Origin of the sequence: Pontibacterium sinense (genome assembly GCF_015209595.1) — a bacterium.
Taxonomy (GTDB): Bacteria; Pseudomonadota; Gammaproteobacteria; order Pseudomonadales; family Balneatricaceae; genus Pontibacterium; species Pontibacterium sinense.
The window spans coordinates 209,251-231,294 of the sequence record NZ_JADEYS010000006.1; the positions used below are offsets into that span (position 1 = coordinate 209,251).

General features: G+C 52.5%; 19 protein-coding genes and 1 pseudogene. 14 read left to right on the top strand and 6 right to left on the bottom strand.

The window, feature by feature from the left end:
- Together IOQ59_RS08185 and IOQ59_RS08190 are read right to left on the bottom strand one after the other, a co-directional pair.
- The gene (locus IOQ59_RS08185) at positions 1–402 is read right to left on the bottom strand and encodes a GlcG/HbpS family heme-binding protein (protein WP_193952776.1); all 402 of its coding nucleotides are present in this window, start codon (positions 400–402) and stop codon (positions 1–3) included.
- Entirely contained in the window at positions 399–2,081 is a 1,683-nt protein-coding gene (locus IOQ59_RS08190; protein WP_193952777.1) for a sigma-54-dependent Fis family transcriptional regulator, read from the bottom strand. Before IOQ59_RS08190 ends, IOQ59_RS08185 begins: the two co-directional genes overlap by 4 nt.
- Positions 2,082–2,187: 106 nt before the next feature.
- Between IOQ59_RS08190 and IOQ59_RS08195 the strand changes: the two genes are divergently transcribed.
- Together IOQ59_RS08195 and thrH are read left to right on the top strand one after the other, a co-directional pair.
- Positions 2,188–3,084 carry a LysR family transcriptional regulator gene (locus IOQ59_RS08195; RefSeq protein WP_193952778.1) on the top strand — a complete coding sequence of 299 codons (897 nt, stop codon included), beginning with the start codon at positions 2,188–2,190 and terminating at the stop codon, positions 3,082–3,084.
- A 162-nt stretch (positions 3,085–3,246) separates the two neighbouring features.
- Positions 3,247–3,864: a bifunctional phosphoserine phosphatase/homoserine phosphotransferase ThrH gene (thrH, locus tag IOQ59_RS08200; protein ID WP_193952779.1), complete on the top strand. Its 618-nt coding sequence runs from the start codon at positions 3,247–3,249 to the stop codon at positions 3,862–3,864.
- A gap of 78 nt (positions 3,865–3,942) precedes the next feature.
- On the opposite strand, the gene IOQ59_RS08205 is transcribed toward thrH, so the two are convergent.
- Positions 3,943–5,172 carry a TMEM143 family protein gene (locus IOQ59_RS08205; protein ID WP_193952780.1) on the bottom strand — a complete coding sequence of 410 codons (1,230 nt, stop codon included), beginning with the start codon at positions 5,170–5,172 and terminating at the stop codon, positions 3,943–3,945.
- A gap of 102 nt (positions 5,173–5,274) precedes the next feature.
- Here IOQ59_RS08205 and IOQ59_RS08210 point away from each other — a divergent pair, with 102 nt between their 5' ends.
- Both IOQ59_RS08210 and IOQ59_RS08215 read left to right on the top strand, forming a co-directional pair.
- Entirely contained in the window at positions 5,275–7,665 is a 2,391-nt protein-coding gene (locus IOQ59_RS08210) for a helicase-related protein (protein WP_228050770.1), read from the top strand.
- A gap of 30 nt (positions 7,666–7,695) precedes the next feature.
- On the top strand, positions 7,696–8,190 hold the full coding sequence (locus tag IOQ59_RS08215) for a gamma-glutamylcyclotransferase family protein (RefSeq protein ID WP_193952781.1): 495 nt from the start codon (positions 7,696–7,698) through the stop codon (positions 8,188–8,190).
- 1 nt (position 8,191) lies between these two features.
- Here IOQ59_RS08215 and IOQ59_RS08220 read toward each other — a convergent pair whose 3' ends face one another.
- Positions 8,192–8,338, bottom strand: coding sequence for a hypothetical protein (locus IOQ59_RS08220; protein WP_193952782.1), 147 nt, complete (start codon positions 8,336–8,338; stop codon positions 8,192–8,194).
- A 110-nt stretch (positions 8,339–8,448) separates the two neighbouring features.
- Positions 8,449–8,736, bottom strand: coding sequence for a hypothetical protein (locus IOQ59_RS08225; RefSeq protein ID WP_193952783.1), 288 nt, complete (start codon positions 8,734–8,736; stop codon positions 8,449–8,451).
- Between the two features lie 130 nt (positions 8,737–8,866).
- On the opposite strand from IOQ59_RS08225, the gene IOQ59_RS08230 reads away from it, so the two are divergent.
- A complete protein-coding gene (locus IOQ59_RS08230; RefSeq protein ID WP_193952784.1) occupies positions 8,867–9,040 on the top strand; it encodes a hypothetical protein in 174 nt (57 codons plus the stop codon).
- A 24-nt stretch (positions 9,041–9,064) separates the two neighbouring features.
- Here the strand turns inward: IOQ59_RS08230 and pabB are convergent, their stop codons facing one another.
- The gene (gene pabB / locus IOQ59_RS08235) at positions 9,065–10,399 is read right to left on the bottom strand and encodes an aminodeoxychorismate synthase component I (protein WP_193952785.1); all 1,335 of its coding nucleotides are present in this window, start codon (positions 10,397–10,399) and stop codon (positions 9,065–9,067) included.
- Between the two features lie 131 nt (positions 10,400–10,530).
- Between pabB and IOQ59_RS08240 the strand changes: the two genes are divergently transcribed.
- The 9 genes and pseudogenes from IOQ59_RS08240 to IOQ59_RS08280 all read left to right on the top strand — a co-directional run bounded on the left by IOQ59_RS08240 (position 10,531) and on the right by IOQ59_RS08280 (position 21,955).
- On the top strand, positions 10,531–11,394 hold the full coding sequence (locus tag IOQ59_RS08240) for an alpha/beta fold hydrolase (RefSeq protein WP_193952786.1): 864 nt from the start codon (positions 10,531–10,533) through the stop codon (positions 11,392–11,394).
- Between the two features lie 162 nt (positions 11,395–11,556).
- Positions 11,557–12,270: a GntR family transcriptional regulator gene (locus IOQ59_RS08245; protein ID WP_193952787.1), complete on the top strand. Its 714-nt coding sequence runs from the start codon at positions 11,557–11,559 to the stop codon at positions 12,268–12,270.
- Positions 12,263–13,156 (top strand): methylisocitrate lyase, encoded by an 894-nt coding sequence (gene prpB, locus IOQ59_RS08250; RefSeq protein WP_193952788.1) that lies wholly within the window; start codon positions 12,263–12,265, stop codon positions 13,154–13,156. The genes IOQ59_RS08245 and prpB overlap by 8 nt, the downstream gene beginning before the upstream one ends.
- A gap of 73 nt (positions 13,157–13,229) precedes the next feature.
- On the top strand, positions 13,230–14,357 hold the full coding sequence (gene prpC, locus IOQ59_RS08255; protein WP_193952789.1) for a bifunctional 2-methylcitrate synthase/citrate synthase: 1,128 nt from the start codon (positions 13,230–13,232) through the stop codon (positions 14,355–14,357).
- 148 nt (positions 14,358–14,505) lie between these two features.
- Positions 14,506–17,112, top strand: coding sequence for a Fe/S-dependent 2-methylisocitrate dehydratase AcnD (acnD, locus tag IOQ59_RS08260; protein WP_193952790.1), 2,607 nt, complete (start codon positions 14,506–14,508; stop codon positions 17,110–17,112).
- Between the two features lie 246 nt (positions 17,113–17,358).
- Positions 17,359–18,537 carry a 2-methylaconitate cis-trans isomerase PrpF gene (gene prpF / locus IOQ59_RS08265; protein WP_193952816.1) on the top strand — a complete coding sequence of 393 codons (1,179 nt, stop codon included), beginning with the start codon at positions 17,359–17,361 and terminating at the stop codon, positions 18,535–18,537.
- A gap of 625 nt (positions 18,538–19,162) precedes the next feature.
- A pseudogene (locus IOQ59_RS21595) lies at positions 19,163–19,288 on the top strand (helix-turn-helix domain-containing protein); the annotation flags it as partial.
- A gap of 136 nt (positions 19,289–19,424) precedes the next feature.
- Complete coding sequence (locus tag IOQ59_RS08275) at positions 19,425–20,558, top strand: DUF2868 domain-containing protein (protein WP_193952791.1); 1,134 nt, start codon at positions 19,425–19,427, stop codon at positions 20,556–20,558.
- Complete coding sequence (locus IOQ59_RS08280) at positions 20,555–21,955, top strand: GTPase/DUF3482 domain-containing protein (protein WP_193952792.1); 1,401 nt, start codon at positions 20,555–20,557, stop codon at positions 21,953–21,955. Before IOQ59_RS08275 ends, IOQ59_RS08280 begins: the two co-directional genes overlap by 4 nt.
- The last annotated feature ends 89 nt before the right edge of the window (positions 21,956–22,044 follow it).

The window sequence follows — 22,044 nt, forward strand, 5'->3', positions numbered from 1 at the left end:
TTATAATCCCGCCTTGTCCAATGCATGATGGGCAATTTCCAGATCCTGCTCGGCACTGCCACCCGAAATACCAATAGCGCCTAGGACATCACCGTCCTTTCGAATAGGAAGCCCGCCGGGAAATCCAGTAAGCAGGCCGTTGCTGAGCTCAATACCGGTCAGTGAGGCTTCCCGAATAAGCTCGCCAAAGTCACCGGTAGGCATAGGGAAGAGGGCGGATGTTCGTGCCTTTTTATGGGCGACATCGGCCGAGCCGAGAATTGCACGATCCATACGACGGAATTCAAGTAAATGGGCGCCACCGTCAACCACGGCGATAGATACGTTGATACCCATCTGCTGGGCTTTATCTTCCGCAGCAGCAACCAGCTGGCGGGCAATTTGGGAACTGAGTGTGCTCATAGGGATTGATCCATCTTTTTAATTCTGTAAGCCAGCGTGGGTCTTGATATACCGAGTACACGGGCGGCTTCTGATACGTTGCCATTTGCCTGAGTTAGCGCATGCTCAATAACTTTGTTTTCGATCTCTTCAATTGATCCGCATTCAACCAGTGCCTCATCAATCCAGCTGTTTTGGTTGTCAGCGTCATCCTCTTCGTCATCGTCGATGAGATGACCTTGTGACGAAACGATTTGGCTGGCATCCATCTGCAGGGTCGGAAACAGGGAATGGGCGCTGATCGTTTCGTCATGGTCGGTCAGAATCAGGCCGCGTTCGATGATGTTTTCCAGTTCGCGGACATTGCCGGGCCATTCGTATTTCATAATGGCGCGCATCGCCATATCGGAGAGTCCGGCGACGCGGCGGCTATAAAAGGCCTGATATTTCTCCAGGAAGTGTTCGATTAGCATCGGGATATCTTCGCGTCGTTCGCGCAATGGGGGGATGTTAATCGGGTATACGTTCAGACGGTAAAACAGGTCGGCCCTGAAACGACCCTCTTCGACGGCCGTTTCAAGGCATTCGTTGGTGGCGGCAACAACCCGGATGTCGACTTTGCGGGTGTTGCTGTCACCCACGCGTTCATATTCTGATTCCTGTAATACGCGCAGCAGTGATGCCTGTGCACGGGGAGTAAGCTCGATGACCTCATCCAGAAAGATGGTGCCCCCATCAGCGCGTTCGAACTTGCCCGGACGGGATTGAGTCGCGCCGGTATAAGCGCCACGTTCCACGCCAAAGAGTTCGGATTCGATCAGGTCAGGTGGAATGGCGGCACAGTTGACGGCAATAAATGCCTTGTCTGAGCGTTCGCTGGCCTGGTGAATGCCTTTGGCGACCAGCTCTTTACCCACACCGGTTTCACCCAGGAGCAGGACGTTTACCTTGCCGGGGGCCGCCTTGTGGGCGAGATTACATACCTGTTTGTACGCAGGAGACTGGCCACGGAAGTTGCCGAGTGTGGATTCAGAGTCGATCTTATGGCGCAGCACGGAGATTTGAGACTGCAGCTCATACAGTTCTTCCATGATACGGTCGCTGGAGAAGTAGCGTCTGTAGGTTGCAGCGTCGTCCCATTCTTCTGCCGGACGACCAACAAACAGGCACTGTTCGTCACCGCATCCGCGACAGTTAACCTCTTTAAACAGGATCTCCCGGCCAAGCAGGGTTGAGGTGTAAGCACTGGCGTGGCCGACCAAGCTCCAGCATACCGGTTCATCCTGCTGGCCCAGTTCCGAGCGAAACATCTCAGCTTCATAAGAGTCATGCAGACGGTATTCGGCGTAAAAATGCGCGTCGTTCTGATCGATCTGCAGTGTGCACTCTTCGATACGGACCATGCCTTTCAGGGCGTGTAGGTTAAACCCGGTGCGAAGCAGTTCGGCCGCATCATCCGTTTCGGCCAGTTTAAGTGCCAGCTGCGCATCTTTTTTCCCCAGGCTATATCCAAGGCGCATAAAGAATCCTTTCGCGCGCTCAAGCCCTACCGTTTCGATCTGCTCTTTGCGGAAATCGGTCAGTGCTCCCAGCTGGAGTAGCAGCACGCGCTGCTCGTCAAACCAGATCTTACCGTCGCTGTCCTGAAAGCGGATCTGGCGGCTGAGGTTCTGGGTATCGCGGGTAACGGAGTTATCCATGCAGGGTCCACAGTTTTAATTATTGTATAGATATGATTCTATTAAATTTCGTATATTAAATTTATCCCGGTCTTCGGGAATTTAAATCCCATATTTAGGATTAGTGATGGACTACCAGAATCTCTTCATCTTTATCAAGGTGATGGAAAAGGGCAGCTTTCTCGGAGCGTCCCGCGCATTGGGTATGCCAACGTCTACGGTGAGCCGGCGTGTACAACATCTGGAAGAGAGTTTGGGGTATCGGTTGTTGCATCGCAGTGCCCGTAAACTGGCTCTTACAGAAGCAGGCGAGCTTTTTTTTCGTCGTTGCCAGCCTCTGTTCTCCGAATTGGAGCAAGCCACCCAAGCGCTGGATGGCGAGTTAACCTCTCCATCGGGTGAGCTGCGTATTACCGCGCCGGTGTCGCTGTCTAATGAGCTGCTTGATCCCTGGTTTTTTGAGTTTATGGAGCTGTATCCCAAGATTCGGCTGGAACTGGTACTGGTAAACCGCAACATCGATCTGATGGATGAGGGGATCGATATTGCGTTTCGTATCGGAGAGATCAAGTTAAAGGACTGGGTCAGTCGTTCATTGTTTCATTCGCGTTTTACGCTGTGCGCGAGCCCAGAGTTTATTGAGCGCAATGGTTTGCCTGATCACCCCTCGGACTTGGCGGGATTGCCGTTGGTCATTCCCCGGCGTTCGCCCATTTGGCACTTCCAGCACCGGGATGGTGAGCGTTGCTCTATTGGCGGTGAGTCGCGTGTACGTGTGGATGAGCTGAGTACCGCAGTGAAAGCGATTGCCAGTGGTTTAGGGGTGGGAAATCTGCCTAACTATGTCGTTGGTGCAAGCGTAGAGGATGGTTCGCTGGTGCGTTTGCTGCCGGAATGGGAGCCCATTGGCCGCGAAGTGCAAATGCTGTATCCGCATCGTAAGTATTTGCCTGCCAAGGTCCGCTTGTTTGTTGAATTTATTATGGAAAAAGTTGAGCTATATCGGGAGACATTAAAACACTGATCGATAGGGATATACCCTGAAGCGGGTTTGTCATTGCAAGGTTTTGGCATAGCAGGTAAATTGACGCGCAAAATATATAACTATCTGCGTGTAAAACAGACGGCCGATAAAGTCTGAACGCAGGTAATGCATAACTATAAATTGCTATTAGGAGAATTCCCTGTGGAACTCGCATGTCTTGACCTGGAAGGTGTACTGATTCCGGAAATCTGGATCGCATTTGCCGAAGAAACCGGTATCGAAGAGTTGAAAGCGACGACCCGCGATATTCCTGATTACGATGTGCTGATGAAACAGCGTCTGCGTATTCTGGATGAGCATGGGCTGACATTGCCGCAGATTCAAAACACTATCAGCCGTCTGTCTCCACTGGAAGGTGCGTCTGAGTTTGTAGATTGGTTGCGTGAGCGTTTTCAGCTGGTGATTCTGTCTGATACTTTCTACGAGTTTGCGGCGCCACTGATGGCTCAGCTGGGTAACCCAACGCTGTTGTGCCACAAGCTGGAAGTGAACGAGGAAGGTCGTATCACTGACTACACGTTGCGTCAGCGCGATCCTAAGCGTCAGTCTGTACGTGCGTTCCAGCTGCTGAACTACCGTGTGATTGCAGCAGGTGATTCCTACAATGACACCACTATGCTGACTCAGGCTGAATCCGGTATTTTGTTCCATGCACCGGATAACGTTATTTCTGAGTTCCCACAGTTCCCGGCTGTACACAGCTACGAAGACCTGAAGCAGGAATTTCTCAAGGCAAGTGTACGCGATCTGAGCTTGTAATCGAGCTGATTGCTACAATCTGAAAAGCCACCTGCGGGTGGCTTTTTTGTGTCTGACGTTCCGCTGTAGGCGGTTGACTCAATACGAAAATAGCTGATCCCAATGTTGGTCCAGTGCGCTGAGTGCCTGTGGTAACGGCATCGCAGTTAATGTCCCGTCAGGGGCTTCGGTTACCAGCTGCAGCCGCTTGAGCTTATCGAGCGCGTCATCGATCTCGAAATCCAGTTCGCAATCCAGAGTGCCGCGAAACCAGTGCTCAATCTGTTGGTCTAGCTCGGTCGCTGTGATTGCGGTGTCGCGGGTCAGTAGGAAGTAGTACGCCAGAATTGCTTCCTTGCACTCTTCCTCTTCGGCATCGTCGATCAGCCGATGAAATACGCCAGCATTGTTATCAAGATTTTTGAAGTACAGATTCTGGGTTAATGACTGAACAAAACGCAGTTTGCGGTTTTTGAAGTTATTAAACTGCTTCCATAGATAACTTCCCACGGCTCCTAGTCCTGCAAACAGGGCGATCAGGGCGGCTTTATCCAGTTCAACCGGTGTTGAGTGCATGCCCATCCAGAAGCCAAATAGCGATCCCAAAAGTACCAGCGTGGCCCCCAGCTTCGTGCTGATCACAACTCCACCACTGATGGCGGCAGGGACACCAATCATCAGTTTGTCGATCAAACGCATACGCACGGTTGTATTGGGGAACAGCATCTCCAGATCTGCTTTCGGTACATTTTTGAACAATTTCAGGATGACGCTGCCGGGTTTAATATCCCGTGTTGCAGCGGTCTTAGGATCGAGATCATCTTTAAAGCGAATATAGATAACAACACGGTCATAGTTTGCAAACTGGACCTGGCGTCGTTTTAGGCCAAAGAGCGCAGGCACGCTTTCGGTGCGGATGGATTCGCCGCGGCAATAGAGCAGCACTTCGGCAAACTCATCAAAGTCCACATGCAGCTTAATTTTGAACAGAGAGTCTTCACACAATGCGAGGGCTAAGTCCTCTTCGGAGACTTTTTCAAAATTGGCTTTATCCAGCAGCGGTTCAAGCTCCTGAATAAACGCGTCGCAGTGTTTTTCCTGTGGCTTCAGGCTGTGGGTGTCTCTATCGGGGTTGAAGCTGCTGAAGCTGTTTTTTAACCGTTCCAATCGCTGGTGGAACTCGAAATGAAACAGTGCCTGTATCAGTGAACTGCAATTTTGAAATGCGGCGCGTTGAGCCTGATCCAGTTTGCCGTCATCAAGGCACAGCTGCAGGATGTCGTGCTTTCGAAAGGGGATAAAACGTTTGGCAGGGGGCTTCAGGTCCATCAGGGCATATTCCACAGCAAGCGATGTAAGGGCGCTATTCTACGGTGAATGTGATCAAAGCCGAATAGGGAATACGCTAAAGCAGGCACAATCAATGATAAGATGAGCACTTCATCTATTCATATCTTGCTGATTTTTCAGGTCATTATGTCTCCCGTTTTACCTATTGATGCGATCCACTCTCAGTTTCAGTCAACGCTGGATAATCATGATCTGGTCGTTGCAGCATCGACCGGCTCAGGTAAATCTACGCGCTTACCGCTGTGGGCGCGAAGTCGCGGTCGGGTGCTGGTGGTGGAACCCCGGCGGGTGGCCTGTACTGCGCTCGCCGGATATGTCGCGCAACTGGCGGAGACGGCTCTAGGTGAAGGGGTTGGTTATTCGATCCGTTTCGACAATCAGTTTGCTGCGCACACTGAGATTGTCTTTGTCACGCCGGGTGTGGCGTTACGCTGGATGACCGAATCGGGGCTGCGTGACTTCAATACCGTTATTCTGGATGAATTTCATGAACGCCGTTGGGATACGGATCTGTTGCTGGCGTTACTGAAAAAGCAGCAGAAACACCGACTCATTCTGACATCGGCGACCTTGAATGCGCAGCGTTTGGCGACTTATCTGGATGCAGAAGTGTTACAGGCGGAAGGACGTAGTTTCCCGGTTGAAGTACGTCATCGCGCGAAAGATCCGCGGGATATGCCGCAAAGCAAAGGGCTGGAACAGCAGATCAAAGCGGCGGTGACGGAGCTGTTTACTCAGCACGAAGGCGATACGTTGGTGTTTTTGCCGGGGCGCAAAGAGATACAACAGTCGATGGCTGCCTTGAAAGCCTTGGATGCAGATCTGATTCCACTGCATGCCAGCGTCAGCCCTGCTGAACAAAAGCGGGCACTTCACACCGGTGCGCGTCGACGGATTATTCTTGCGACGAACGTGGCGGAAACCTCGCTCACTATACCGGGTATCACCTTAGTGGTGGACTCGGGGCTTGAACGTCGTACCCATCAGCGTAACGGGCGCACAGTGTTGGGCTTACACGCAGTGTCTCAGGCCAGTGCGGAACAGCGCCGAGGGCGAGCTGGGCGCTTAACGGCAGGCTTATGCGTGCGTTTGTGGGGAGAGCATGCACCGTTAGAGTTGGTTACACCCCCCGAGATCCAGAGAGAAGAGCTGGTTGAAATGATGTTGGCGGCAGCCTGTGCCGGATCATCATTGGATGAGTTGTCATTCCCGGATTTGGTCCCGGAAAAGTCATCCCGGCAGGCAGCTGACAAACTGCTGCAAATGGGCGCGCTGGATAACAGTGGTAGCGTGATGAAGCTCGGGCAAACATTGTTTCCATTACCCATCGATACGCAGTTTTCCCACTTGATCACCTCGATGCAGGATGATGCGACTCGGGGCGCTATGGTGGATCTGGCTGCATCTCTGACGGCCGGTGGGCGTTGGTTGAGCTTGCCCAAAAGTGAGCAGGGGTTGCAGGTGTTACAAGCATGGCAACCGATACCCTGTGACGCGATGACGTTAATCGCGGCGTTGCGTATGAATGCGCCGGAAGAGATAGGTATCGATCGGGCCGGACGGCAGGAAGCCCGCCGTTTGGCCAGCCAGATACGTCATGCACTCGGTCTAGCGGATTTACCAGATCAGATCGATTTCGAACGTGAGCACTGGTTGCTGTCAGTGATCAAAGCGCAGCCGACCACGGCCTTTATTCGTCGCGCCAAGCGGCGCGCGGCGATGGGGAATGGCTATTCGGAGCTGACGATTGGTGATCAGTGCCGTATGCCCGACGACTACGAAGCCGCGGTCATGTTTGACGATTACAGTATGCCGGGACGTGGTACGCGACAAACTCTGACTATCGGCACCTGTCTGGCGCCAGTGAAGATGAAAATGCTCGTAACCGCTGAACTGGGTGAATGCTCACAAGGGGAGATTATCTGGAAAGCACGGCAACTGAGTGTTGAGCAGCAACGCATTTATGTCGAACGGGTCATCGGCAGTGAAGTACTGATGCCTGAAGGTGATGCCGCACGTCAGGCGCTGGCCGGTTTGATTCTGCGTGGCAGTGTTATGTCTGGTGTGGCAGATCAGCTCCGCAAAGACCTTGCAGCCTGGTCATTATTTGTTGCATTGGGCGAATCAGACGATGCTAAAGCAGTGACACCTGAGGCGGAGACCTGGCTGATCGATCAACTAGCATTGCTTGGCGTTGAAGCAGCAGAAGACATGTCGCTGCTTGAACCAGATGATCTGGTATTTGAAGGTATTCCGCAGTGGCAGCGCGCGGCGTTTGATGAGAAATATCCTGCCCAGTTGCTACTCGGTGATCTGCGTCTGAAAGTGCACTACGATGTAAGAAGAAAGCAGGTCACGGTTGAGCGCTTGTCGGGTACGCGTAAAGATGATCCGAAACGATGGGAACTGCCCGTGTGGTCTGGTTGGCGAATTCGATATAAAAAAGCCAGCCGGATCGTTGATATTCGCTGACCTGACCCCGTCATATATAGAGATAGATTGATGTATTACTTTGCTTACGGCTCCAATATGTCACTTAAGCGCCTGCAGGCGCGGGTGCCCAGTGCGCAGGTCGTAAGTAATGCAACGTTACGACAGTACCAGTTACGATTTCACAAATGTGGGATGGATCGTTCAGCGAAAGCCGATGCGCACTTTACCGGATGCACTGAGGATCACCTGATTGGCGTTATCTTTTCGATGGTGTCTGTTGATAAGCCGTCTTTAGATCGTGCGGAAGGTGAAGGCGTCGGATACGAGTGTATTGAGGTGGAGCTCGATCTGGGGCGTGGTGTTATGCAAACGGCATTTGCCTATGTTGCGTTGCATATCGACCGAGGCTTGAAGCCGTATCATTGGTACAAGCAGCATGTTGTGCAAGGTGCTCTAGAAGCCGGGTTGCCAGAGGATTATGTTGCGTTGATCCACAACGTATCCTCTATCGACGATCCGGATGTTGAGCGCCATTTGCGGGAAAGTAGTATCTATCAGGTTTAAATCAGGCAAGTTTGACGATCAGTGTGCTTACAAAACCAAACATAAACATACCGGCCGAGATCGTTACGTAAGCAAGACCCAGCTTGCGGAGCAGGGGAAATGTACTGCTGATTTTCTGAATGAAGGTACGGTTTTCTTTGTTAGTCATACGAAAGCTCTTCTCATACTTCTTAGGCACATTTAAAACACAGTGTGTCACGACAATAGAAAGATTTATTGTACGTTTTTTATACAGAAGAGGGCAATAGGTAGTAAGTACTATTCTGAATGATCGTTCTGTTTGTGGGCCTCTTTGTTACCAGGCTCCTGCTTGGATTTAGCTTTAACTTCTTGATAATAAGGAATTTTAATAAACTGCTCTATGGCAATGCAGATGATCGCCAATACCATCATGCCGGTGACAACATTAGGGTTGGCCAGTTCAGGGTAGAATGAACCTGGATCGTCAGACAGCAGGGCGTAGATCGATAATCCGAGAATAAGAGCGCCTACAGTACCAATGCGTTTTGCGACACGGACTTTCTTGGGTTCAGCAGGTTTTGTCATCATTGGCTCCGGTAGTAAAAATGCGGGCCAAGGATAGCATGAATCACAGATAAGAGGCCTTTGTGGCAGGGTATACCTGCTGATGGGTTTCGACTAAGCTAAACGAAATTGGACGACCTGAAGGGCGAACATGAGCGATAACGTAATCGACCTGAACAGTAAGCGGGATGAAGCCAGGCATCGACGGAAAGAGCGTAACCTGGATAAGATGCAGGAGCGCTTTGAAAACGCACTGCCAACTGAAGAGAAAGATCCGAAGAAAAAGCTGCTGAATATCTTTAAGAAAGGCAAACCAAAAAAATAACGGTTTGCCTTAGTGCACGTCTAATCAGAGCGTGTTTTCCAATGACTGCAACAGGTTATTCACCTTGTTGTACGTCTCTTCGTACTCCATATCGCTGACAGAGTCGGCCACAATACCGCCGCCCGCCCAGCAGTGAATCTTATTGTTTTCACACAATAAGGTACGAATGGTGATGCTGGTATCCATCTGTCCACAAAAGCTGATGTAACCAATCGAGCCGCAATAGACCGAACGACGATGGGGTTCTAGCTCGTCAATGATCTCCATGGCGCGAATTTTCGGTGCGCCGGTAATCGATCCGCCCGGAAAGCAGTGTTCCAGCAGATCAATATCAGAATAACGTCCATCCATCTGGCCGGTTACCGTGGTAACCAAATGGTGCACGTTACGATAACTCTCTACGGCAAACAGGCGGGGTACTTTGACGCTGCCGAAATCACAGACCTTACTCAGGTCGTTGCGTAGCAGGTCAACAATCATCAGATTCTCTGCCCGGTCTTTCGTGGAGTGTTTCAGCTCCTCTTTTAATGCTGCGTCTTGCGCTTTGTCTTCTGAACGTGGACGGGTGCCTTTGATCGGTTTTGTCGTCACCTTCTGATCTTTGACTTCAAGGAACTGTTCTGGCGACAAAGAGAGTACCGCACCATACTCGTTCTCTATATAAGCAGAGTAAGGGACGGGAGCCGCTTCGCGTAACTGCTGATACGCGGCCCAAGGGTCGCCTTCATAGGTGCTGCTGAAGCGCTGTGCAAAGTTCACCTGATAACAATCACCGGCGTGAATGTAATCATCGATCTTCTTGAGTGCACTGTGATACTGCGCTTCGCTGACATTCGAGCCAAACTTTCCGGTCAGCGCAAACGTGCTGTCCGATTCAGAAGGGGTTTGTAGCCTGTGTTCAATTTGATCCAAAAGTAGATTGTCGACACTTTCTGTCGACACTAGGGTGCAGCGCTTCAGATCATGGTCAACGACCACTGCCCACAGATAAACACCCACGACCATGTCGGGAAAGTCGGTATCTTTCTGTGCGGATTCAGGCAGGTCTTCCAGTGCCCGCCCAAGGTCATAAGAGAAATGCCCCAGCAGTCCACCCTGAAAGGGCAGGTCCGGATCGGCTGTGGGCGCACAGGCGTAACGTGATTTCAGTTCACGTAGCTGATCAAACGGGTTGGTATCGGTTGCCGGGCTGACAGAGAAAAGTACCTGCTCAATAGGAGCGGCAGCAATAATGTCAAAGCGTCCCCATGGACAAAGCGGTCGACCGCTGTCCAGATACACCGCGTTACCCATAGAGCGGATGCGATTGAAATAGAGGCTGCTGTCGGCAAGATATGGAATGGTACGCCGATTACTCAATGCTGATTCTACCTGTGGTGGAGTAAACGGGCATTGTAACGGGGCGCAGGCGACAAATCGAGTCGCTTAATAACGCTAATCAGGTAACATTAAAAGGCGCTCCAAAAAGATCATTCAGGAATGAATACACAATGAACCATCCGTTCACAAAAACCACTCGCCAACTCAAGCTTGCTGACCAGCACATTACCTACCGTCTATATAAGAACCCCGATATCGACAGCACCCGAAAACTGGTCCTGTTGCACGGTGCAGGGGTGGCCGGTGTCGACACCTGGGAGATGATCACCGCGTTTTTGACCCATTGGGGTGAAGTTCTGGTGCCTGATCAGCGTGGTATGGGGGATACCCAATATCCCGACGGTCAGGAGTATGCGTTTAAGACGCAGGAACTGGTGGCGGACATGAATGCATTGGTGGATCATCTGGGCTGGTGGGACTTTGATCTGGCCGGCTATTCCATGGGTGGCCTTGTGAGTTTGCTGTTTAAGCAGCAGCACAGTGATCGTGTCGGTAAACAGTTCATCCTTGAAGCGGCGGTATTGGACCGATCATGCTGGAACAGTACCATTGAACTTCGCCAGCGTTATTCCGACGCAGCCGGTCAGTTACGTCAGGATAATGTACGCCATGGCGTGGTAGGCTTTCTTGATGCGATCTCCCCCAACCGCCGCGTATCCCCGCAGGTGGAGGAGTTGACGATCAGTCGTCTGGGCCAGCGCCCGGAAGGTTTTTCCAATGCGTTGGATTGTGTGACGCATGCGATTAATGAGATAGACCGCGATTCGCTGGTGGCTGCACAAGGTGATGTCACCAGCTTTATCGGGGGCAACAGCGTTGAGCTGATGCATGAATATCAGAAGGAACTGGCCGAGCGCCTGCCAAACTGGCATTACTTCATGATGCCGGGCACCGATCATTCCCTTCCTTATCAGAAACCACGCCAGATCGCGCGGATTATGAACAGCGAAATGGATCGTTTCCTTAACAAATAATGCAGTTGAATGTACAAGGTCGAATCGAGGCCCCTTAAACCTCTAGACTTTTGTATAGTGTTGACAGTTTTTCGGCAATATTGAGTTGACGGCCAAATTCTAGGCGGCTATCGTTACATTACTCCAAGATTGTCGACAATCTTCAATCTGAAAAGGGTTGTTATGACAGATAAAGCAGTAGTTACTCAGTTTGAGCCAGAATCACGCACATTAGCTGATCGCGTTTGCGAGAAAATTGTTGATGCCATCGTGATGGGAAATATCCCGCCGGGTCACAAAATCAGTGAGCCAGAACTGGCGCGAACCTACGGGATTAGCCGTGGTCCGCTACGCGAAGCCATTCGCCGATTGGAAGGGTATCGACTGGTTGAACGTAAACCGCATGTCGGTGCGCGTGTTGTCAACTTGTCGGCAAAGGAACTGATAGAGATCTATCACGTCCGTGAAGCACTCGAAGGTATGGCATGCCGTCTGGCTGCCGAGCATATGCCTCAGGAAGAGATCGAAGATCTGCGTGAACTGCTTGATGAGCACGAACGCAACATCGCAGAGCTTGATGGACGCTCCTACTTCCAGAAAGAAGGTGATCTGGACTTTCACCACCGCATTGTTAAGGGCAGCAAGAACGAAAAGATGCTCGAAGTGTTAGGTGGTGAGCTGTATCACCTGGTGCGAATGTACCGATACAAATTCAGCGTTTCCAGCTCTCGACCGAAACGTGCACTGAAGGAACACCGCCAGATCGTTGATGCCATCGACTCGCGTGACCCAGAACTGGCAGAGATGCTGATGCGTCGCCATATCGGCGCAGCACGTAAGAACATCGAAGGCAAACTGAACGCTACAACCGAAACCAAAGGGGATAATCATGGCTGAAAAACTGACCGCAGGCGGACGTTTCCGCAAAGCACTGGCTGAGACAAAACCACTGCAGATCGTAGGTACTACAAACGCTTATCACGCGATGATGGCTGAGCGTGTTGGTCACAAAGCTATCTACCTGTCAGGTGGCGGTGTTGCAAACCACTCTTACGGTCTGCCTGATCTGGGTATGACTTCCATGAACGATGTTCTGGAAGATGTACGCCGCATCTCCAGCGCTGTTGAAACTCCACTGCTGGTAGATATCGATACCGGTTGGGGTGGTGCATTCAACATCGCACGTGCCATTAAAGAAATGACTAAAGCAGGCGCAGCTGCGGTTCACCTGGAAGACCAGGTAGCGCAGAAACGTTGTGGTCACCGTCCTAACAAAGAGATCGTATCTCTGGAAGAGATGGTTGATCGCGTGAAAGCGGCGGCTGATGCAAAAACTGACGATGACTTCTTCATCATCGCACGTACTGATGCATTCCAGATGGAAGGCCTGAACGCTGCTGTAGATCGTGCACAGGCATGTCTGGAAGCGGGTGCTGACGGTATCTTCGCTGAAGCGGTTCACACGCTGGAAGATTACCAGGCGTTCTCTAACGGCATCAACGGCGGTCACCTGCTGGCGAACATCACTGAGTTCGGTGCGACCCCACTGTTCAACAAAGCAGAACTGGCTGAAAACGGCGCGACTATGGTGCTGTACCCACTGTCTGCTTTCCGTGCGGCAAACAAAGCAGCGCTGAACGTATACGAGCACCTGCTGAAAGACGGCGACCAGAAAGCCGTTGTCGACACCATGCAGACCCGTATGGAACTGTACGATTTCTTGAACTACCACGACTTCGAGCAGAAGTTGGATGCGCTGTTCGCTGAAGGTAAGAACAAGTAAGCCTTACTGACTACGACGAATAAAAAGTAATCAAGCGGGCCGCGAGAGCCCGCCCTGAACTAAGGAGCACAACATGGCTGAGAAGAAACTAGGCGGCGCGGGCCTGCGAGGTCAATCCGCTGGTGAAACTGCACTGTGTACTGTAGGTAAAACCGGTGCTGGCCTGACCTATCGCGGTTACGACATCTCCGTTCTGGCTGATAAAGCGCAGTTTGAAGAAGTTGCATACCTGTTGCTGTACGGAAAGCTGCCTAATCAGGCTGAACTGGATGCGTACAAAGCGAAGCTGAAAGGCATGCGCGCACTGCCAGAAGCCCTGAAAGTGGTTCTGGAGCAGATTCCTGCTGATGCTCATCCAATGGACGTTATGCGTACTGGTTGCTCCATGCTGGGTAACCTGGAAACAGAACAGGATTTCTCCGAGCAGCACGATCACATCGATCGCATGCTGGCCGTGTTCCCGGGTCTGATCAACTACTGGTACAACTTCAGCCACAACGGCATTCGCGTTGAGGTTGAAACCGATGCTGACTCTATCGCTGAACAGTTCCTGTGGACGCTGCACAACAAAAAACCTGAGCCACTGCACGTTCAGGTAATGCACGCATCTCTGAACCTGTACGCTGAGCACGAGTTCAACGCATCTACGTTCACTGCACGTGTATGTGCTTCTACGCTGTCTGATATCCACAGCTGCGTAACCGCAGCGATTGGTTCCCTGCGTGGTCCTTTGCACGGTGGTGCAAACGAAGCGGCAATGGAAATGATCGAGAACTGGCGTTCAGCTGATGAAGCTGAAGCTGAGATCATGGGCATGCTGGCGCGTAAAGACAAAATCATGGGCTTCGGTCACGCGATCTACCGCGAATCTGATCCACGTAACGCGATCATCAAAGAGTGGTCCAAGAAACTGTCTGCACAGGTTGGCGATGAATACCTGTACGCAGTCTCTGAGCGTGTTGAAGCCGTTATGTGGCGCGAGAAGAAACTGTTCTGTAACGCAGACTTCTTCCACGCATCTGCATACAACTTCATGGGTATCCCAACCAAGCTGTTCACACCAATCTTCGTATGCTCCCGTGCTGCAGGCTGGACTGCACACGTAATGGAACAGCGTGCGAACAACCGTATTATCCGTCCTTCTGCGGATTACACCGGTCCTGAGTCAGCTGAATGGGTAGCGATCGAAGATCGTCCATAAGCTCAGCGCGCACTGCATTGAGCTAAGAGATGCCCGCTCCAGCCTCTCCGGTTGGAGCGCATCTCAATATAAGAATATAAGGGGCAGGGCGTGGTTCTCCGTCTGCATCCTGCACCGTTCCTGAACAAATTTTCTCGTGGGTTATGTTATGAATACTGCACACCGCAAACAATTAGCTGGCACCCAGTTGGATTACTACGATACGCGTGAAGCGGTTGAAGCAATCCAGCCAGGCGCTTACGCTACGCTGCCTTACACGTCTCGTGTACTGGCTGAACAGCTGGTGCGTCGCTGTGATCCGGCTGCGCTGACTGATTCTCTGAAACAGCTGATCAACCGTCAGCGTACCCTGGATTTTCCTTGGTATCCGGCACGTGTAGTGTGTCATGACATTCTGGGTCAGACTGCACTGGTTGACCTGGCCGGTCTGCGTGATGCAATCGCAGATCAGGGTGGCGACCCAGCCAAAGTAAACCCGGTTGTACCAACACAGCTGATCGTTGACCACTCTCTGGCAGTGGAAGCGCCAGGTTTTGATCCAGACGCGTTCGAAAAGAACCGCGCGATCGAAGACCGTCGTAACGAAGACCGTTTCCACTTTATCGAGTGGTGTAAGACTGCGTTCGACAACGTTGACGTGATCCCTGCCGGTAACGGCATCATGCACCAGATCAACCTGGAGAAAATGTCTCCGGTGATCCAGAACCGTGACGGCGTTGCTTACCCGGATACGTGCGTTGGTACCGACTCCCATACTCCACACGTTGATGCACTGGGTGTTATCGCGATTGGCGTGGGTGGTCTGGAAGCTGAGACTGTCATGCTGGGTCTGCCATCCATGATGCGCCTACCGGACATCGTAGGCGTTAAGATTGTTGGTGAACGTCAGCCGGGCATCACCGCGACGGATATCGCGTTGGCGATGACTGAATTCCTGCGTAACGAGAAAGTCGTTTCTGCATACCTGGAGTTCTTCGGTCCGGGTGCTGCAACTCTGTCTATCGGTGACCGCGCAACCCTGTCCAACATGACGCCTGAGTACGGTGCGTCTGCTGGTATGTTCTACATCGACGAACAGACCATCGATTACTTGAAGCTGACCGGTCGTGAGCCTGAGCAGGTTGCACTGGTTGAGCAGTACGCGAAAGAGACCGGCCTGTGGGCGGATGATCTGGCTGCTGCTGAGTACGAGCGTGTACTAGAATTCGATCTGTCTACCGTTGTTCGTAACATGGCAGGTCCTTCTAACCCGCACCGTCGTTTGCCTACATCTGCGCTGAATGAGCGTGGCATTGCGGGTGACGAGATGCTGGCGGCTGCTCAAGCTGAAGAAGCTGAAGGCCTGATGCCAGATGGCGCGGTTATCATCGCAGCGATCACCTCGTGTACTAACACTTCTAACCCACGCAACGTTGTGGCGGCAGGTCTGGTGGCTAAGAAAGCCAACGAGCTGGGTCTGATCCGTAAGCCATGGGTTAAGTCTTCCTTCGCGCCGGGTTCCAAAGTTGCAAAACTGTACCTGGAAGAAGCAGGTCTGTTGCCTGAGCTGGAAAAACTGGGCTTCGGTATCGTGGCGTACGCATGTACGACTTGTAACGGTATGTCCGGTGCGCTGGATCCAGTGATCGAAAAAGAAGTGGTTGATCGCGATCTGTACGCAACCGCTGTACTGTCCGGCAACCGTAACTTCGACGGCCGTATCCACCCACACGCTAAGCAGGCATTCCTGGCATCTCCACCGCTGGTTGTTGCTTACGCTATCGCGGGTACTGTTCGTTTCGATATCGAAAAAGACGTACTGGGTAACGACCAAAACGGTAACCCGGTGACGCTGAAAGATATCTGGCCGAGCGATGAAGAGATCGATGCACTGGTAGCGAAGAGCGTTAAGCCAGAACAGTTCAACCAGATCTACATCCCAATGTTTGATCTGGGTGATATCGAGCAGGCAGAAAGCCCGCTGTACGACTGGCGTGAAATGTCTACCTACATCCGTCGTCCTCCATACTGGGAAGGCGCTCTGGCGGGCGAACGTACCATGAAAGGTATGCGTCCACTGGCGGTACTGGGTGACAACATCACGACTGACCACCTGTCTCCATCCAACGCAATTCAGGCGTCCAGTGCGGCGGGTGAATACTGCGCGAAGATGGGTCTGCCGGAAGAAGATTTCAACTCTTACGCAACGCACCGTGGTGACCACCTGACTGCACAGCGTGCGACCTTTGCGAACCCTAAACTGCTGAACGAAATGTGCCGTGACGAAAACGGTGAAGTGAAGCAGGGTTCTCTGGCACGTATCGAGCCGGAAGGTACCGAGAGCCGTATGTGGGAAGCGATTGAAACCTACATGGAGCGCAAGCAGCCGCTGATCATCGTTGCCGGTGCAGACTACGGTCAGGGTTCCTCCCGTGACTGGGCTGCGAAAGGTGTACGTCTGGCGGGTGTTGAAACCATCGTTGCTGAAGGTTTCGAACGTATCCACCGTACCAACCTGGTTGGTATGGGTGTTCTGCCGGTTGAGTTTAAAGCGGGCGATACGCGTGAAACTTACGGCATCGACGGTACAGAGACATTCGACGTAGTGGGCGATATCTCCCCACGTTGTGATCTGACGCTGATCATCAACCGTGCAAACGGCGAGACCGTTGAAGTGCCTGTGACATGTCGTCTGGATACCGCAGCTGAAGTGAACGTCTACAATGCGGGCGGTGTATTGCAGCGTTTCGCAAAAGACTTCCTGGCTAGCGCTTAAGCACGACTGATCGGTAGGCGCTACTGATCCCTGACCCGTCCGGTCCACTGTCTAAAAACGGTGGGCCGGTATGGAAATCCACAGGGTAGGTAGCGCGCTACCGAATTTCTCTACCGAGATTGCTTAACCACATCTACTGAAGCCACGCGCTTGGCAGTAACTGTTATTAAGCATTTTCTGAATCGCGGTCCCGGTCTGATGATTGAGACAGGACGCACCGCCCAGCTTATACAGGACAAGATTCTTATGGCCCACGTACCTCAGATTAAAATTCCAGCGACGTACATCCGTGGTGGCACCAGTAAAGGTGTATTTTTTAACCTGACAGACCTGCCTGAAGTTGCTCAGGTGCCAGGTGCAGCGCGCGATGCAATTTTGCTGCGCGTGATCGGCAGCCCTGATCCATACGGTAAGCAGACTGACGGTATGGGCGGCGCGACTTCCAGTACCAGTAAGACGGTTATCCTGTCTAAAACCACCCAGCCAGATCACGATGTAGATTACCTGTTCGGTCAGGTTGCTATCGACAAGGCGTTTGTCGACTGGAGTGGTAACTGCGGTAACCTGACGGCTGCTGTTGGCGCGTTTGCGATCAGCAAAGGTCTGGTAGATGCGGACCGTGTACCTGAAAACGGTGTGTGTGTCGTACGTATCTGGCAGGCGAACATCAAGAAAACCATCGTGGCGCATGTGCCGATCACCAATGGTGAAGTACAGGAAACCGGTGACTTCGAGCTGGACGGTGTTACGTTCCCGGCCGCTGAAGTGCAGGTGGATTTCATGAGCCCGGTAGATGCTACCGACGCCATGTTCCCAACCGGCAACCTTGTTGATGATCTGGAAGTACCGGGCATCGGCACCTTCAAAGCGACCATGATCAATGCTGGTATTCCAACGGTGTTCCTAAATGCTGAAGATATCGGTTACACCGGTACTGAGCTGCAGGAAGCGATCAACGGTGATCCGGCAGCACTGGAGCGTTTTGAAACCATCCGTGCACACGGTGCTGTGCGTATGGGCCTGATCAGCGATGTATCTGAAGCAGCGGCTCGCCAGCACACGCCTAAAGTGGCGTTTGTGAATAAAGCGGCTGACTACGTATCTTCCAGCGGTAAAGAGATCGGCAGCGCAGATATCGACCTGAACGTACGTGCACTGTCCATGGGTAAACTTCACCATGCGATGATGGGTACGGCAGCGGTAGCCATCGGCACAGCGGCAACCATTCCAGGCACACTGGTGAATCTGGCAGCGGGTGGCGGCGAACGCGAAGCGGTGACCTTTGGCCATCCTTCAGGCACCCTGAAAGTCGGTGCTGAAGCCAGTGAAAACGGCGGCGACTGGACAGTTAACAAAGTATCTATGAGCCGCAGTGCTCGTGTACTGATGGAAGGCTGGGTACGTATCCCGGGTGATTCCTTCTAAGGGCGATGCCCTGAACGTTTAAATTTGAAGTCCCCAAAGTGTGTGGTGGGTTAACCTATCATTGCCCACCATTCTGGTACTTCATTCAGCCCCGCCTTGGCGGGGTTTTTTTATGCCTGCCTGTTATTATGTCTGGCTGTTGAGCGCTGGGTGATCCAAAGAGCATTGAGCGTCTGAGAGCATAGCCGAGTGTCGGCCCTTTTTATCGGTTGGGTCAGCTAGAAACAAGAATGAGCAAGGAACAGTAGGACCTGTCGGTCTTTATTTATGAGAATTTTATAAACTGCATTTCACCCCGATCTGTCCCCTGCGGATATATCTCCCGCGAGTGAGCTTACGCTCATAGAGCGCCACGCCGCCCGCGATATTGTGGTTAGGGGTGAGACGATCTTGCGTCTATATACAAAATCTATAACAAGGCGTTCAACGTCAGGCAGCAAGCTCGCTCGGGCCTCCAATAACCTGCGGCTTTTCAGGCCCGTTAACGCAGCGTTAGGTATAGATGCTAGAGGGGGCGGGCGTTCACATCGGCTAGATTCAAGACACTGCTCATCGCCAAACAACATTCGATAACTGGCATGAACAATCCACATAAAATCTACCAACCACGGTCCACAATCGAGACCTAATCGTCGAACGCGCGCTCGCTGAAGGGCAATCAGTACTTGAGGTAGTTTCTTGCTTCGGCATCAAGAAGCGAACCGTATACAATTGGCTGGCACGTTATCGGGCAGCAGGGGTGACGGAATAGAGTTTGGATTTGGCCGGATGTAAGTTGCGTGACTGCAACAGGCCTTGTACTTTCAGAGCACTCGCATCAATGTGATCCTGCTTTCAGGGCACTGCCACGTCTGTGCGTTATAACTTTAGGTTTAGGATATCTGTTCGTGACCAACAAATCGTATACCCACCTTAGCTGGGGTATTGCCGTTGTGGCTGCTATTACCGGGATTTTAAGCACTGTGGCAGTAACCGCAGGGGATAGTGCAGGCCGGGTGAATCTGATGTATCTCGTGCTGCTATACGTGGCGGTGCCGCTGTTTTCGTTGTTGTTGCTATCACTGTTCTCGGCCTTGAAAAAGCCCCCGCTGCTGGTTGGGGCGCTCGCCCGGTTGTCTCTCTGGCCCAGTTCATGGCGTGATGCGCTGCCGGAGCTAAAGCGTGAACGGCGCTTTCAGCCCTGGTTATTCTGCCAGAGCCAGAAAGCGATGCTGTCGTTTAATCTCGGCTGTCTGGTGTCATTTATCACTTTGCTGCTGTTCAACGATCTGTCGTTTGTCTGGCGCAGCACCTTACTGACAGCCGAAGATATCTATCCGTTTCTGGCTGTAATTGCAGAGCCCTGGGCATTTATCGATAGCGCTCAGCCTGCGCTGGAGCTACTGGTTAGCACCCGCGATTCGCGGTTGGTGGCGCACCCGACGGGAGGTGCTGAGTACGGTTTATGGTGGAAATTCCTGGTGGCGTCACAGTTGTGTTACGGCATTCTGCCCCGGCTGCTGCTACTGTGGCTGGCCAATTACCGCTTTAATGCGCTGCCAGCCCAACCGGTTGATGCCGTTATGCCTGTCACTGCGCCGCTGGTTAATCGATCGCCGGAGGCTCCGGCGCTGGCAGAGGTAGAGAAGGTAAAAGGTTGTTCTACCATGTCTCAACCTTACTGTCTGGTGCTCTGGACCGATCTGCCACAAAGCCTGGTAGATAAAGTGACGGAACAAATGGGCCTGCCAGAACAGACTTTCCATGCCGGACCCCACGGTGAGATGGATCAGGAGCTGGCCGCCGAAGCCGACCCTCGCAGCAAGCTGGTGCTTGTTGCGGCCTGGGAGCCGCCGTTGGGTGAATTGAATGACTTTTTGCAGCAGGGCCATGGCGCGCTGATACCGCTGGACTGGCGCGATAATGTGTTTACGCAGGTGTCTGCGTTGCATCTGGATGAGTGGCGGCGCTTCTGCCATCCACTGGAGCAGTGGCAGTTGCTGCAGCTGGATAATCCCCGCCTTGATGAGGAATCGAAATGACCCCGAGTTTTGCGGTAGTCGGCCATCCCAATAAAGGTAAATCCTCTGTTGTCTCGACGTTAGCGCGGGATGATCGGGTGGCGGTGTCGATGCAGAGCGGTACCACCGTGGTCGCAGAAACCTTTGAGATCCGGGTGGGTGAATCCGGTTATCAGCTGATCGATACACCGGGATTTCAGCGTCCCCGCAAGGTGTTGGCGTGGCTTAATCAGACCAACCCTGATGCTGATAAGCGTAGCGCACGGGTGGAAGCGTTTTTGCAGGACCTGCAGTGTCAGGCACAGTTTAAAGATGAGATCGAGTTGCTACGGCCCATTATGGCCGGGGCTGCCATTTTGTATGTGGTGGATGGCTCGCGGCCTTACAGCGCTGAATATGAAGCAGAGATGGAGATCCTGCGTTGGACCGGCCAGCCGAGCATGGCGTTGATCAACCCGATTGAAAATCAGGACTATGTACCTAGCTGGCAACAGGCGCTGCAGCAGTATTTCAAAGTAGTGCGGGTGTTTAATGCGGTTACCGCAGATATAGATCACCATATTGATCTGCTGGAAGCCTTTGCCCATATCCATCAGCCATGGTCTGCTGCCCTGAAATTGCTGGTAACAGAGTTTAACCACGAGATCGCTCGGCAACGGCTGCAAAGCTGCCAGCTTTGCGCCCAGTTACTGGAAGATATGACCCAGTATCAACTGAGCCAGAAAGTGGCCAGCAAATCCCAGGCAGAATCCTTACAGCTGTTGCTGGAACAGCGCTATTATCAGTGGATGCGACAGCGTGAAAAAGAAGCCCATCTGCAGCTGCAGGCGGTGTTTCGGCACCACCAGCTGGCCTGCGAATCAACTGAACTGAGCCTGCCAGATGATCTGTTTGATACCGATAAATGGTATGGCTGGGGGCTGGACCGGAAACAGCTGGCGACCGTTGCTGCGATGGCCGGTGCCGCTGCCGGGGGCGCGCTGGATATGATGGTGGCGGGTAGCTCGTTTATGCTCGGCGCCATTGGTGGCGGTGTTCTTGGCTCATCGGCGGCCTGGTTCGGCGCCAACAGTCTGGCAGCCAGCAAAATCAAAGGCATTCCGATGGGCGGTTATGAAGCGCGTCAGGGGCCGATCTCCAACCGCAATTTCCCTTATGTGCTGCTGGGGCGTTTGCTGTTTACTTACCGGGCATTATCCCATCGTAATCACGCCCAGCGTAGTACACTGCAACTGGGCGATATTGGTGTCAGCCAGTTGCTGGACTTGCTGAGTAAGAGCGAGAAAAAAGACCTCCATCTTGCACTGGATAAGCTCAGCCGCCAGAAGAGCGTCACCGGCTTGGCAGATATTCTGGAACCACTGTTTATCGCTACGTTGGCCATGACGCCTCAAACATCGACTGAACAGTCAGAGTAGGTTTTTCCCGGCAGCCCGGAGCGGATCACCCGATTTAACAGTACGGCATCTGACGTATTTCCAAAGGGGATAATCGCAGAAAGGCAGTT